This is a genomic window from Aneurinibacillus sp. REN35 (assembly GCF_041379945.2).
Taxonomy (GTDB): Bacteria; Bacillota; Bacilli; order Aneurinibacillales; family Aneurinibacillaceae; genus Aneurinibacillus.
This window is the reverse complement of record NZ_JBFTXJ020000002.1, coordinates 423206-437526: the sequence shown is the minus strand read 5'-3', so window position 1 is coordinate 437526 and position 14321 is coordinate 423206. Positions and strand designations below refer to the sequence as shown.

Here is a 14321-nt window from a genome sequence, read left to right as displayed (position 1 = left end):
TTTTGTTTGTTCGCAAATTTGTCAGAAGGACTTCGAAAATTCCACACATATTGCACACAATTTCACTTTATACTAGTAAGTGGCATAAACAATGTCGTTATATTGTTTAATTGAACGTACATAGAAACAACTGTGTAGGTAAGGAGAGAGTTATGGTTGCAGTAAAAAAACAGATTCGTACGGTATTATTCATTTGCTTGCTTGTAGTAAGTGCTGTGGCATTCGCCTTCTCCCCGACCTCAGCCACCGCTCTTGCAAATGCACAATCAAGCGTGCTGACTGAATCAACGCCAAAGGATGGAGCGCTGCTGTCCGCTTCACCAAAGGAAATACGGCTCACCTTTAAAGAACCGCTTGAAATTGAGTATGCCTCTATTTTTGATAACCGGAACAAGGAATACAGTAACGGAAAAATTAAAGTCAATCCGAATGATCGGCGCCAAATTATTCTGACTCCGGTCCGTGATCTTCTTCCGGGAACATACGGTGTAGAGTGGGTGGCCAAGCCCGAAGAGGCATCCTTTGATACCAAGTTGACAGGCCAGATTTACTTTGCTGTTCAGACACTGTCTCCGCCGCCAAAGAGCGGGGGAGCCGGCTTTCTTAACGAGTTAAGTATGGAGACGCTGCCAAACTGGATTGCATTCTTTGGCATGGCTGTATCATTCGGCGGCACGCTCTTCGTCCAATCCATCGCATGGCGCAAAGATATCCATAAGCGCTGGCAGTATTGGCAAATTCCGATTTATTTTCTAACAGCGGCTGCTACGATTGCGCTGTTCTTTGTACGAAAAGCAGCACTGCCGGAGATCTCGCTTGCAGAGCTTGCCGGGCTGCGTATCGGTTGGGTACCCTTAGTACAATCCTTTATCTTCACGCTGATCTTTGCCATTACATTTACACGATGGACACTGCCGTTCTTAGGAGGCGCGCTGGCACTTAACGCTTTGGTCGGACACTCCTATTCAGCCGAATACGGCGGATCACTCGGCATCATTTTAGATACCTTCCATCTGCTGGCGCTGTCCATATGGTTCGGCGGTCTGTTTGCAATGCTGGTGCTTGCTCCAAAAGAAGGCAGGCAGGAATGGTTCAAGGAGAAGGGAAGCATATTCTCGCGCTGGGCATTGATCAGTATGGGTGTAATTATTCTCACAGGTATCGCTATGACCATCGATTATGCACCTTCATGGAATGATTTCATCAACAGCATCTGGGGCGCTTCTGTGCTTGTAAAAGCAGGGCTTACCCTCCTTGTTGTGGTACTCGGATATTTGCAGATGCGTTATCTAAAGCAACGAAAAGAAAAAGGGACAAGCTGGTTTGCACGGCGTACGAAATGGGAAGTGTGGCTGGGCTCGATCATCTTATTGGTCGCTGCGGCTTTGATTAACTTTATCCCGCTTACATCTGCTACGAACAAGGCACCGATGGAAGCGACGCAGCAGGGGGTTACAGCCCATATTGCCGTATCACCGTTCATTGCTGGTTTTAACGACGTCAACATCCGCTTTGATCATGCACCGGCATGGAAGGATGTCTATGTACGATTTATCAAGCCGCCGGAATACAATGTAGTAAACCGCGCCTTTACACTCGATGAAGGACGGTATCTCGTATCTGGTGATCAGATGCGCGCCTTAGATGAAACGACAATTCAAGTAGAAGCCATTGCACACGATGGCCGACAGTTCATCTTTACATTTCCACCGCAAACTACAACTACTTCGAAGTAGCCTAACAAAAGAGAAGCCCTGGAAGTGATTTCTGGGGCTTCTTCTATGTAATCATTTATGCAAAAGCCGCCGCAAGAACAGATGCTACCCGATCCGGTGCAAGCTTGCTGGCGACAGGCTCATTCTTGCTAGTAAGAAAGGAGAGGACAATGGGAAAATTCCGGCCCGCAACACTAGAAAAAGGCGATAGCTCCTGTGCCAACGTCCAGATACCATCCGCTGTTTCCTCTGCTTGCAGGGTACGTACCGCATCTTCAAGCGGCGCATATGCATAGCGATATCCATTCGTACTGCCGTTAAAGGCAAAGCCAGGAGCACGCCATGAATTCGGAGTATCAGCCCACATATAGCCTGGATACCAGACGTCGTAATACCATCCTTCTTGTACCTGCGCTGATACGAGATGAACTTTCTCACGATCAAGTCGATTGCGTGCCTGGGGATGCAGCCACATATTGTCCTGCACTTCCGCATTGAACGCAGGTACCTCGACTGTCTTTGCAAGAGATACCACTGTCAAATCGGCCGGAATATGGTAATGAACGAAACGGCTGTGCAACTCCTGCCGCTCAATACACCCCGACGCGATCCGGTTGATCGAATCATGAAGCGCTCGAAGCCCAGCCTGAATACGCGGCTCCTCGATCTCTTTTCCTGCGAGCAGTTCCTGAGCACGTATAAAGCACGCCTCATAAATACGCTGCGTATCCTCTCCGCTCGCTTTCAGATCATTCATTAAGATCGTTAATCCCTGAAATAAAATCTGTGCAGATTCTTCGCCCCAACCCGAAAAATCGCCTATCTCCGCCGCCTGAATCACCGTCTGACGGTGGGTCAAGGCAATCTGACTGTGAACTAGCGTGAACACTGCCAAAACGCCATCTACATCCAAATGGTTGTTAATCGCAAGATCCCAGCCCTTTGAAGTATTGCTTTCAGCAAAGCGCATACAAATTTCTGTCGATGTATCAGCCTTATATTGGGTAGGTGTATCGTTTGGAATCCAATGGCTCAGCTCCATGTCCACACCCGGACGAAACGTAGCATCAGGGGCTCCATCCGTAAAGATTGTACGCTGACTTGCCGGTCTTTTTGCTGTACTGCCAAGAATATAGAAGTTGGAGATCATTGGTATTCTCCTTTTTCCTTCTACGATACGTCTTGTGGCATGACCCGTCAATGTAAGGATATCGTTACATTTGTAAAAGGAAGGGATTTTAGCTAAAAAGTTGGATTTTGGCCTGTTCCTTATGGTACTCTTATGGTTGAGAATGTAATATAGATAGTCGTTACGGTGAGAAAAGCGGGGATGGTATGGAACAACAACTCAGTGAGTTACTTGGTCACTACGGTTATATCGGAATCGTGGTGGCAATGATCGGTGGGATCGTTGGTCTGCCGATCCCGGATGAAATCTTAATGATGTTCGTCGGATATACTGTTGCAAAAGGAAGTATGAAGTATGGACTTGCCTTTTCCTGTGCATGCTTCGGTTCCATGGTCGGCATGACAATCAACTATACGCTGGGAAGAAGACTTGGCCTTCCGTTCCTCAGAAAGTTCGGCCCGAAATTCGGTATAACCAAACGAAAAATCCGCTATACCCAGCGGCTCTTTCGCAGATTTGGCGCCTTCCTCCTTGTAATCGGTTACTTCATTCCAGGGGCGCGCCATTTAACTCCATATCTAGCAGGCATGTCTAGACTATCGTTTCGTAAATTTGCGCTATATGCGTACCCTGGCGGCCTCTTTTGGGTATTCATCTTCATTACGCTGGGCTGGAAGCTGGGAGCAAAATGGACGATTGTCGAGTATTATCTGCACCACTATAAGCCGCATATTCTTACGGCAGCTCTTTGTTTGATCGTATTAATTGTTGTGCTGATAAAAGTTCGACGCCGTGCAAATTCATCTAATACATGAGAGATAGCATACAACACCAATGAATAGGGAAGATTTGTTTTTCAAAAGGTAAAAATGGGTAATAAAGGAGTACATTCCCTAATAAGGAGGGCAGACCATGATTCTATCTGGCATTACAGTGATTCTGCTGCTGGTAGGTCTTGCCGCACTTACTCCTCATTCGGTGACGACCGAGCGCAGATTGGCACTGCTAAAAGAAAATCCGTATACCATTACAAATCAGCAGCCGTATTCATAGAAAGAAAAGCATAAACACACACGTACTAACCACCCGGAAGATTTTCGGGTGGTTTCTTATTATAATGAAGACAGCTTTTGATATAGGGAGGGATAGAAGAGTGAAACAAACATGGTCTATTGCACTAGCACAAATACCGTGTGTTGAGGGAGAGAAGGAGACGAATCTGCAAGAAATCGAGCAGGCCATTGAAGAAGCCTATGCGCAGGGAGCAGATATTCTCGTCCTGCCAGAAATTATCCTCACCGGATTTGTACGTAAAGACGAACTGCGGACGCTTGCCGAGCCGCGCAACGGTAAAAGTACAGCTCGACTTCAAGCCAAGCTTGCAGATTATCCGCTCCATCTCATCTACTCGTTTCCCGAGTTAGGAGCGGACGGATGCGTATATAATACGACATGCTTTATGCATCGGGACGCTACACCGCTTGCCTACTATCGAAAAATCCATTTGTTTGCGGGAGAGAAAAAGGTAACGGCGCCTGGTAGCACATTCATTACAGTGGATGTTGACGGCGTACGGATGGGGATTCTTGTGTGCTTTGATATCGAATTTCCTGAAGCGGCGCGCACGCTGGCAGCACAAGGTGTACAGATTCTCTTCGTACCCAGCGCCAACATGTCCCCGTATGAATATCCGCACCGGATTTTTACCATTGCCCGCGCCCTAGAAAATCAACTGTTCGTCGCATACTGCAACCGGGTCGGTACCCATCGATCTTTTGTGTATCGCGGCGGAAGTATGATTGTAGGTCCACAAGGAGATATCCTGCTAGAATGTAGGAGCGAAGAAGACGCACGAGAGATCAAAACCATCCAATTCTCACTTGCAGACATCCATAAAAGCAAAGAAGTATATGACTATCTCACAGAACGAAGGCCAAAATTGTACCAATAGCAAGCACAAACCCCCGGTTCTATCATTATAGACCGGGGGAAATATATAAAAAGAGCGGGGGCTCTTGGATGCGGTTATGTTCGTTAAGATAGGGTCATTGCTTAGAAATCCATATCCTCATCGTCTATCATCTGCTGTTCATAATGCGGTGCTTCATATGCGTCATCCTCTGTCTGTCTTGCATTCCTTTATGTGATTCTGTTCTTTATGTAAATCCCTCTTGTGAAGTAGATAATGGGGTGTTCTCCCAATATGTATGCTACCTTGTAATCTTTTTGAAATCATGATCAAATTATGAAGAGAGTATTATTTCTTTACGACAAAACCATGTTATTCCAAGCTACACATTCGGGCACCCTAATTATGGAATTTGAAGTTTACTATAGTCATACGTTTTTTTATAGTTAACTTATCGCTAGCCCCAAAAGGAGGAATTTATTGATGTTTACATTCGAGCAAAAATTAGACAAATACGCCGAGTTGGCTGTACGAGTTGGCGTCAATGTGCAGCCTGGACAAACAATGGTGCTGCAAGCACCGATTAACGCTATAGAGTTTGCGCGCATGGTGGTCAAAAAAGCATATGAAGCCGGGGCCAAAAATGTTCACATTGAATGGAACGATGAAGTGAGCACCCGAATTAAATATGAGTTGGCACCCGATGAAGCATTCAGCGAATATCCACTCTGGCGTGCCAAAGGGTTTGAGGAGATGGCGGAAGACGGTGCCTGCTTCCTTCACATTATCTCTTCTAATCCAGAGCTTTTAAAAGGTATTGAACCGAAGCGAATCGCTGACGCAGCCAAAGCATCGGGGCAAGCAATGGATACATTCCGTCGCTATGTTTCCGCCGACAAAGTAAGCTGGAGCATTGTCGCTGTCCCATCAAGCGAATGGGCGGCCAAAGTGTTCACAGATAAACCGGAGAATGAGCAAGTGGATGCGCTGTGGGAAGCGATCTTCCGTGCGGTCCGTGCCGATCTTGAAGACCCGGTTCAAGCATGGCGCGAACACAATGCGAAGCTTGATGAGAAAGTGACCCTTCTTAATAAGAAAAAGTATAAGTATCTTCACTATCAAGCGCCGGGTACTGATCTAACCATTGAACTGCCGCCGAACCATCTCTGGGTCGGAGGCGGGTCTGTAAGCGAGAAGGACGTGCCATTTATCGCCAACATCCCAACCGAAGAAGTATTTACTGTCCCTTTAAAGGAAGGGGTAAACGGAACTGTCGCAAGCACGAAGCCGCTTAACTACGGTGGTAATCTGATTGAGAATTTCTCACTTACCTTCGAAAAAGGACGAATCGTTGATATCAAAGCTGAAACTGGATATGAAACGCTCAAGCAGCTGATTGATACCGATGAAGGCTCGCATTATCTAGGTGAGGTAGCGCTTGTCCCGCACAATTCGCCCATTTCAAATGCGAACCTTATCTTCTATAACACGCTGTTTGATGAGAATGCGTCCAATCATTTAGCGATTGGCAATGCCTATGCATTTTGTCTTGAAGGCGGAAAAACGATGAGCAAAGAAGAAATTGAACAGAATGGTCTGAATACGAGCCTGACACACGTTGATTTTATGGTAGGCTCTGCTGAGATGAATATTGATGGAGAGATGGCGGACGGAACGAGAGAACCGATTTTCCGCCACGGAAACTGGGCGTAAGAAAGGGGAGGGGAGCAATATGGTCGAGATTCGGGAGGCACAGCGAAACGATGTCGCAGCCATGCTTTCGATCTACAATCATGCCATTCGTACGTCGAACGCCACCTTTGATATCGAAGAGCTGACGCTTACGCAGCGTATGGAATGGTTTTCCCATTACGGAGGCAGGCATCCGCTGCTGGTTGCCCAAATGCATGACCGCGTCATCGGATACAGTTGTCTCTCCCCGTTCCGAACCAAACCTGCGTATGCTCAAACGGCCGAACTGTCGGTATATATTGATGCCGCTTACCAGGGGCAGGGCATCGGTAAAGCTCTCGTAAAAGAACTGCTTGTACGCGCAAAAGAACACAAGTATCATGCGATCATCGCCGGGATTACAGGTGGCAACGAGACAAGCGTAAAGCTGCATGAGGGATTCGGCTTCACGCTTGTCGGTCACTTCAAAGAGGTCGGCCATAAGTTCGGCACATGGCAGGATGTATTCTTCTATGAACTGCTGTTGGATCATAACTAACAACCCTATATGTTGGCATGAATGATAGGTGGGATATAAAGGAATGAGATTTTTACTCGAGCTGATCAGGGTACTTGTGCTGCTTTTGCTTTTAGGCGGATTGCTAGGAACGGTGCTCAAATCAATGTATACAGCAGTGGGAGTGGACTTGAGCCATAATGAGTATTCGTGGCTGATTGGCATTTCGATTTTATTGCTATTGCTTGTTCTGTATCGGAATATGCTGCAATTCTCCGGCTGGTACGTCGGAAAGGGGAGAAAAAAGTTGCCGCCGCGCATGTCGCTTTTCCTTGTTCTTTGCTCGGCGGCCCTGTTGGTTGTCGTTCCCTTTTTGGGATAGCTTCACTATACGGGGAAGAATAGAGCCATCTTTTGTATGCATTCCATATTTCGATTAGAGTTGAAGTATTCAGCATTTATAATGGCTATAGATTGGTCATTATACTATGTGGGGAGTTTGAAAATGAATACGTTCAAATTTATATCGTTAGTGCTTCTGACAACGTTTTTAATGGGTTCTTCTTTCGCCGTCGTGAAAATGGGGTTGCCTTATTCATCCCCCTTACTGTTAGCGGCAGTACGCTTCATCCTTGCCGGAGTCATCATGGCGGTACTCGTTATGGCTTTAAAACGGCCGCATCCAACTACGAAAGAACACTGGGTCCGGATTCTTATCATTGGCGCTTTCCAAACAGCCGGTGTTATGGGGTGTATTTTCTTGAGTTTACGAACGATTACAGCCAGTGAATCTTCCATTCTTACCTTCACCAATCCGTTACTGGTTGTTGTATTCGCCACCATTTTTTCTCATGCACGCTACAAGCTTTATCAATGGGTCGGTGTTCTATCTGGAATTGTAGGGGTAGTCATTACGATGGGAGCGCAAATTGAATATAGGATTGGCATTCTTTTCGGAATTCTTTCTGCTGTTTTTTGGGCCATCTCTACATTACTGGCTAAAAAATGGAGTGCACTCTTTGATACATGGGTTCTATCAGCCTATCAGATGCTTTTTGGCGGAATCTTACTTTTGCTTGGCAGCTTTACTCTTGAAACATCATTTTTCATTCTGACCAGCAATTCATTACTTATTTTGTTATGGTTAAGCATCATGTCTTCCATCGTTCAGTTTGCCGTTTGGTATTATCTCCTACAAAAGAGTGATCCTGGAAAAACCAGCGCCTTTTTATTTTTGGCTCCGTTCTTCGGTGTAGTAACCGGTTGGATACTATTAGGGGAGCCGCTATCCCCTTCGCTCATCGTTGGCGGCTTGTTTATCATTATGGGCATCTATCTTGTAAATAGTAATTTTCAGCAGAAAAACGAGCTGGTTAAAAACACGTTATAAATGAATGAGAGAACCCCTCATCGTATGCAGAAAGAAGAAGCGCGTTCTGTCTACCAAGGAGGGGTTTTTCTCTGCACTTATATTACATCGCTATAGCAAATAATTGTGCAAATCCTTCTTTTCCTTTATCTGTAACTTTTATAGCGCGAATAGACGGGACTTGAACGATCCAGCCCAATTCCAAAAAGCGGATCATGAGTCCATGTCCTAGAGCACCAGCAAGATGATAATGACGCTCGCTCCAGTCCAGACATGCGTGAGAAAATGAACGGCGTTTTCGCTTTAATTCACTTATATCAATGCCGAAATCAGCTAAAAACGCTTCCCCTTTAGGCGTAACCACAAACTCTCTTTCTTCTTTCTCCAAATAACCAGCCTTCAGCATCGATTCAGCGATATCGACGCCTAATTTCCCTGCTAAATGGTCATAACAAGTTCTGGCTTCCCGAAGCAGCTTTACTTGACCGGATTGCTTTAACGATCGCACGTCGGGAGGTGGAGAAATAGCAAGAAGCGATTCTAGTATGCGCGCAACCTCTTCATTAGCCAATTGATAATAGCGATGACGTCCGTGTTTTTCAACACGAACAAGGTTACCTTCTATTAATCTAGAAAGGTGAAAGCTGGCTGTTTGCGGGGTAATCGCAGCCATAAAAGCTAATTCACCGGCTGTATGAAAACGCCCGTCCAATAAACTTATGAGGATGGCTGCCCGCGATGCTTCTCCAAGAAGAGAGGCAGCTTCCGCCACGTTCGGATGTATACTCATTTTTATCATCCTTTCTCTATCCTATATTTCAATTATGATGCAGCCACAATCACCATCAAGGCGATCCATAAACCAAGTGCAGCAGCCAAGATGCCAAGCAATACGCTTATGCTTATGTATACAACAATCTCTTTCCGTTTTCCTTTTTCTTGCAGCTGCACAGTTTCATACGCAAATGTGGAAAACGTCGTAAACGAGCCAAGAAAACCCGCGCCAAGCAGCAGGGTAAGCTGCCGGTCCACATCCCATCCATACAGCAGACCCAACAGAAACGAACCGAGAAGATTCACGGTCATGGTCCCGTATGGAAACGCGGAATGCATACGCCGATCAATCCACTGCACCGCAGCATAACGGCTTATCGCTCCAAAAAAACCGCCAAGTGCTACCCAGACGATCACCATTAGCCATCCTTCCTTTCCCTAGTCTTCGATAGACGCTTAATCAGCCCGAGCCTTGCGCCAAAATACGCAAGGATATAGCCGCCTGCGACGCTGATTACAGCATAGATAATAGCTATTTCATATCGTCTGGCATGAAGAAGCGCAAACGTCTCATAGCTAAAGGTAGAGAATGTCGTAAATGAACCGATGAAGCCGCTGCCAAATGCGGTGCGAAAATGAGGATGCACAGGCAGCCGCGATACTGTTATGGTATAGAAAAAAGCTAAGATAAAGCACCCGACCAGATTAATAAGCAGGGTAGGGTAGGGAAAAGCACTGCCTGTCTGTGCACCAATCCATATCCCCAGCATATAGCGCAGCACAGCGCCAAGCATGCCGCCAATCCCCACGAATACATACCCCATCACATGTCCCTCCAAAAACAAACTCCTACCAGCGTATCTTTCTCTGATAGGAGTTCGATGTTACGTCGTTATGGCAATAAATACAGGATGACACCGAAGAAATGAACGATCGATCCTGCCAATACGAACAGATGCCACACCGCATGATGAAACAAAAAGCCGCGCCATACATAAAATACCGCACCGATCGTGTACAATATGCCGCCTGTTACCAAGAGTACTACCCCTTCAAAAGCCAACCCCGTCACCAGCGGCTTCCATGCAAACACAATCAGCCAGCCCATTACAATGTAGAGTACGGTAGACATATACAGAAACCGCTTCGTAAAAAACAGCTTAAACACGATACCTGCAAGCGCGATGCCCCAGACAATCCCAAACAGCGTCCAGCCGAGTGCGCCTTTTACGACCAAAAACAAAAGCGGCGTATACGTACCTGCAATAAACAAATAAATGGCCGCATGATCGCAAATCTCAAAAACATCTTTAGCACGCCCTTCGGGAAAGCTGTGCACCAATGTTGAAGAGACATATAACAGAAGCATGGTTACACCGTATATGGTAAAGCTGGTAATATGCCATACGGTACCGGACGCGCTGGCGGTAACAATGAGCGCAACAAGCGCCGCCACGCTTAATACCGCGCCAATTCCATGAATAATCGCATTGGCCAACTCTTCTTTTTTGGTAAATACATGAGTACCTGCCATCTTTCGCATCCTTTCCTTTTTTATTTTCTTTAGTATAACGCCCTTATCCATGAATCGCCAACCAAATCCTCCCTATATCAGCATTTGGCAACACTGAAATGAAAATCCGACTATAATCAGGCAAAAAATTACAGTATACTAATAAAAGAATGTGGCGATACGATGGAAAGAAGTGCAAATTATGCGTATTGTCATCACGTACTGTGTTCTTTTTTCTGATTTTTTATCGCTCGCTACAGCAGCAAAAGGATACGCCCAATCCGAGCTGATTGCAGATGGAAGATTTGTGCCTACTTTTATGAAGCCTAATACATACTCTCTTCTGCGCTTATAGACTGAAATCGGTATGCACAAGAAGCGGCCTTTCTCTTTCAGACATTATCTTAGAAACAATTCATATAAAAGAGGACAGGAGAGGAAGATATTGAATCCATTATTGCTTGATTTCCCCACAGAGTTTTATACCGAACGATTGCTGATTCGCATGCCAAAGCCAGGGGATGGGAAAGCGGTATATGAGGCTATCCAGGCATCCATAGATGATCTAACGCCCTGGATGATATTTCTGCAGCAGAAACCCTCTGAGCAGGATGTTGAAGCAAATATCAGAGAATCTCACGCCAACTTTCTGAAGCGAGAAGAGTTGCGACTGCTTGTATTTCGCAAGGATACAGGCGAGTTTATCGCCTCCTCGGGACTGCACCGGATTAACTGGAACATTCCAAAATTCGAAATTGGGTATTGGATCGATTCCCGTTACAGCGGACAAGGATACATGACAGAAGCAGTGGAGGGGATTACTGCGTTTGCTTTTGATACACTGCATGCCCGCAGAGTGGAAATCCGCTGCGACGCTCCAAATGTAAAAAGCCGCGCCATTGCCGAAAGGCTGGGCTTTACACTGGAAGGTATTCTGCGAAATGAAGCACTCTCCGTAGACGGAAAGGAAGTACGCGATACGTGTATATACGCACGCATTACATAGTACAAGGAGCGTGATCATCGTGCAAATGACCCTCTTCCTCGCAATGATCAACCTACACCGTAATACACCTCTTACCGATGAAGAACCCGTTCAAATCGTAACGGGTTTTTTGTTTACTTTTTTTCTTGCTTATTTTTACATATCGAACCGTATAACCAGTATAATGGAAACACATTGAAGAAACAGGAACTGTAGAGGATGGTGGGCGCCCTTGTTGTTGCATTACAAAGCCTTGGATGAACTAGAAGAAGGAATTTATATTTTAGATGCAAATTTAACAATAAAATTTATCAATAAAGCAGGAGAAAAAATTTTAGGTGTCAATCGTGTTAATATGATTAATAAAAACAGCGACGAATATTTCGGCTATCCGCCTAACGAGGTTCGACTTGTCGAGCGAGCGATTGAAGAGGGACGGGAATTCACCTCTGATATATTGCCATACAAATGGGGAGCATATGATAAGTTCATGCGCGTACAAACCAAGCTGCTTAAAGAACATGGAGAAGTGATCGGAGGGATGGCTATCTTCACGGAAATTACAGATTCCATCCGTCTCCTTCCCGAGCATATTTTTGACAAAATAACACCTAAAAAAATAACATCTTTCATCAACTAAACGCAACAAACAAAGCCGGGACAAAAAGACACGTCGCCCGGCTTTGTTTTTGGTGCTGTCTCATTTATCCACAGATAGAAAGCGCTTTCCAAATTGTAACAATATAGTTGAAGTTGTTTCTATTTACGCATGAAATCCTCTTCAAAAACGCCGATATCTATTCTATAGTTCTTCTTGTTATTGTTTTACATTTTATTACGCGCTTTACATCCTAGAAGGGACGGATTTCTTATGAAAGCTAGCATTACCGCCAAATTACTATTGTTTATCTCTCTTGCTTTCCTGTTGGGAACAGGCATCATCGGTACCTATTCCGTTATGACGGTACGTTCCGAGGTGGGCAACGCATCAAGGCAGAAGCTGGAGTCCGATCTGCGCTTAGGACAAGCATTTCTTAATGAACGTATGCCGGGGGACTGGCGCATACAGGATGGAAAATTGTACAAAGGCAGCACTTCTATCGAAGAAACCAATGCTGTTCTTGATGAGCTTCATTCGCATACAGGTGATGCCGTTACTATTTTTGCAGGCAATACCCGGGCAGCCACCACAGTAAAAAGTGAGAGCGGCGAGCGCGCGGTTGGAACGAAAGTATCTGCGGCTGTCGAACAAACGGTACTACGTGAAGGCGTCCCATATTACGGAAATGCTGATGTAGTTGGCACCAACTACCACGCCATGTATGAACCAATTAAAGATACGGCCGGGCAGGTAATCGGTATATGGTTTGTTGGGGTACCCGATGCACCGTATGTAGCTCTGGCAAAAAGCATCGGCACGAAGATCATTCTCGTTGTGGTCGTCGAGCTTATTCTTGCGCTGCTATTGTTTTATTTCATGACGCGCAGAGCGGTCAAGCCACTATTGGACGTAGCGGAAGCAGCCAACCGGCTGGCAGACGGAGACTTATCTATAGATGAACTGCACATTTCCTCCAAAGATGAGATCGGCCAATTGTCAGCATCCTTCAATCGGATGGTCTATAACCTGCAGGGAATTATAGGCCATGTGCGGCGCGCATCCGATGAGCTGGCCGCATCAAGTCAACAGATGGCGGCATCAAGTGAGGAGGTCACTGCGAGCAGCAATGAGATTGCAGTCAGCATTCAACAAGTTGCTGTGGATGCACAGAAAGGCAGTGCTTCCGTAGAAGAAGCCTCCAAAATTTTATTGGAACTCTCTTCATTTATTCAAATCGCTAAAGAAAAGGCCAATCGTGCCGAAGAAAATTCCCGAATGACAAGAAAGTCGGCAGCAGAAGGCACGGAAATTGTGAATGACACCGTACTGCGCATGCAGAATATCAAGACGAAAACAATTGAGACCGAACAGTTAATCGCTACATTGAACGAGTACTCCAAAGAAATCGGCGTCATTACAGATATGATTACGCAATTGGCTTCCCAAACGAATCTGCTGGCCTTAAATGCGGCCATTGAAGCGGCCCGTGCAGGCGAAGCAGGGCGTGGCTTCGCTGTCGTAGCGGATGAAGTGCGCAAGCTTGCGGAGCAGTCTAATGACGGCGCGGGAAAAGTAGCAGAACTTGTGCGTAAAATCGCCGAAAGCACGCGCAGTGCGGTTGGCGTGACGCAGCAGAGCAGAGCTGAGGTGGAGGAGGGTACACGTACCGTGACCGAAGCCGGGCACGCACTAGAGAATATCGTTCATGCGGTCGATGATACCGTCCATGCGGTAACAGCCATCGTCGAAGTAACGAACGAGGAAGTAGCCGAATCGGAACGTATTCTTGAGCTTGTACGCTCCCTTACGGAAATGGTGAGGAATTCTGCAGAAAGCGCACAGCAAGTCTCCGCTGCTACAGAAGAAACATCCGCCGCAATGGAGACGATCGCTGCCAGTGCAGAAGAAGCAAGCGCCATGGCGAATGAACTGCAATCCGCTGTTGAAAAGTTCAAGCTGAATAAATAATACACCAATAAAACAAGCCGTCCCGAACACTCTTCGAGGCGGCTGTTTTGCTGTCTATCGCACTCAGCCATTTCACATCTCTTCTTTTAATCAAGCAAACTAAAATTGACAGGCATATCGTGAAACTCTATAATTTTTCTTATTCTCATATAATTTGAAAAAAGTCGAAT

The 14321-nt window shown here is 46.0% G+C and carries 17 protein-coding genes; 12 read left to right on the top strand and 5 right to left on the bottom strand.

Going from position 1 to position 14321, the window contains the following annotated elements:
- Window positions 1–152: 152 nt before the first annotated feature.
- Complete coding sequence (locus AB3351_RS05515) at window positions 153–1736, top strand: copper resistance CopC/CopD family protein (RefSeq protein WP_371146113.1); 1584 nt, start codon at window positions 153–155, stop codon at window positions 1734–1736.
- Window positions 1737–1791: 55 nt separating this feature from the next.
- On the opposite strand, the gene AB3351_RS05510 is transcribed toward AB3351_RS05515, so the two are convergent.
- Window positions 1792–2865 (bottom strand): DUF6687 family protein, encoded by a 1074-nt coding sequence (locus tag AB3351_RS05510; RefSeq protein WP_371146112.1) that lies wholly within the window; start codon window positions 2863–2865, stop codon window positions 1792–1794.
- A gap of 185 nt (window positions 2866–3050) precedes the next feature.
- On the opposite strand from AB3351_RS05510, the gene AB3351_RS05505 reads away from it, so the two are divergent.
- The 7 genes from AB3351_RS05505 to AB3351_RS05475 all read left to right on the top strand — a co-directional run bounded on the left by AB3351_RS05505 (window position 3051) and on the right by AB3351_RS05475 (window position 8331).
- Complete coding sequence (locus AB3351_RS05505) at window positions 3051–3659, top strand: DedA family protein (protein WP_371146111.1); 609 nt, start codon at window positions 3051–3053, stop codon at window positions 3657–3659.
- A gap of 97 nt (window positions 3660–3756) precedes the next feature.
- Window positions 3757–3897, top strand: a complete 141-nt coding sequence (locus AB3351_RS05500; protein ID WP_371146110.1) for a hypothetical protein — start codon at window positions 3757–3759, stop codon at window positions 3895–3897.
- A gap of 100 nt (window positions 3898–3997) precedes the next feature.
- Window positions 3998–4795: a carbon-nitrogen hydrolase family protein gene (locus AB3351_RS05495; protein ID WP_371146109.1), complete on the top strand. Its 798-nt coding sequence runs from the start codon at window positions 3998–4000 to the stop codon at window positions 4793–4795.
- Window positions 4796–5236: 441 nt separating this feature from the next.
- Window positions 5237–6466, top strand: a complete 1230-nt coding sequence (locus tag AB3351_RS05490) for an aminopeptidase (protein WP_371146108.1) — start codon at window positions 5237–5239, stop codon at window positions 6464–6466.
- Window positions 6467–6485: 19 nt separating this feature from the next.
- Window positions 6486–6983, top strand: coding sequence for a GNAT family N-acetyltransferase (locus AB3351_RS05485; protein WP_371146107.1), 498 nt, complete (start codon window positions 6486–6488; stop codon window positions 6981–6983).
- Window positions 6984–7026: 43 nt separating this feature from the next.
- On the top strand, window positions 7027–7323 hold the full coding sequence (locus tag AB3351_RS05480; RefSeq protein WP_371146106.1) for a hypothetical protein: 297 nt from the start codon (window positions 7027–7029) through the stop codon (window positions 7321–7323).
- A gap of 123 nt (window positions 7324–7446) precedes the next feature.
- On the top strand, window positions 7447–8331 hold the full coding sequence (locus tag AB3351_RS05475) for a DMT family transporter (protein ID WP_371146105.1): 885 nt from the start codon (window positions 7447–7449) through the stop codon (window positions 8329–8331).
- Between the two features lie 82 nt (window positions 8332–8413).
- Here the strand turns inward: AB3351_RS05475 and AB3351_RS05470 are convergent, their stop codons facing one another.
- Genes AB3351_RS05470 through trhA form a run of 4 tightly spaced genes read right to left on the bottom strand, consistent with a single transcriptional unit; the run spans window position 8414 to window position 10618 of the window.
- Window positions 8414–9100: an ArsR/SmtB family transcription factor gene (locus tag AB3351_RS05470; RefSeq protein ID WP_371146104.1), complete on the bottom strand. Its 687-nt coding sequence runs from the start codon at window positions 9098–9100 to the stop codon at window positions 8414–8416.
- A gap of 32 nt (window positions 9101–9132) precedes the next feature.
- Complete coding sequence (crcB, locus tag AB3351_RS05465; protein ID WP_371146103.1) at window positions 9133–9504, bottom strand: fluoride efflux transporter CrcB; 372 nt, start codon at window positions 9502–9504, stop codon at window positions 9133–9135.
- Complete coding sequence (gene crcB, locus AB3351_RS05460; RefSeq protein WP_371146102.1) at window positions 9504–9923, bottom strand: fluoride efflux transporter CrcB; 420 nt, start codon at window positions 9921–9923, stop codon at window positions 9504–9506. The genes crcB (AB3351_RS05465) and crcB (AB3351_RS05460) overlap by 1 nt, the downstream gene beginning before the upstream one ends.
- Before the next feature lie 53 nt (window positions 9924–9976).
- Entirely contained in the window at window positions 9977–10618 is a 642-nt protein-coding gene (gene trhA / locus AB3351_RS05455; protein ID WP_371146101.1) for a PAQR family membrane homeostasis protein TrhA, read from the bottom strand.
- Between the two features lie 181 nt (window positions 10619–10799).
- Here trhA and AB3351_RS05450 point away from each other — a divergent pair, with 181 nt between their 5' ends.
- From AB3351_RS05450 to AB3351_RS05435, 4 genes are all read left to right on the top strand, one after another.
- Window positions 10800–10952, top strand: a complete 153-nt coding sequence (locus AB3351_RS05450; RefSeq protein ID WP_371146100.1) for a hypothetical protein — start codon at window positions 10800–10802, stop codon at window positions 10950–10952.
- A 90-nt stretch (window positions 10953–11042) separates the two neighbouring features.
- A complete protein-coding gene (locus AB3351_RS05445; protein ID WP_371146099.1) occupies window positions 11043–11603 on the top strand; it encodes a GNAT family N-acetyltransferase in 561 nt (186 codons plus the stop codon).
- A gap of 214 nt (window positions 11604–11817) precedes the next feature.
- Entirely contained in the window at window positions 11818–12222 is a 405-nt protein-coding gene (locus AB3351_RS05440; RefSeq protein WP_371146098.1) for a PAS domain-containing protein, read from the top strand.
- 231 nt (window positions 12223–12453) lie between these two features.
- On the top strand, window positions 12454–14151 hold the full coding sequence (locus AB3351_RS05435; RefSeq protein ID WP_371146097.1) for a methyl-accepting chemotaxis protein: 1698 nt from the start codon (window positions 12454–12456) through the stop codon (window positions 14149–14151).
- Window positions 14152–14321 lie beyond the last annotated feature (170 nt).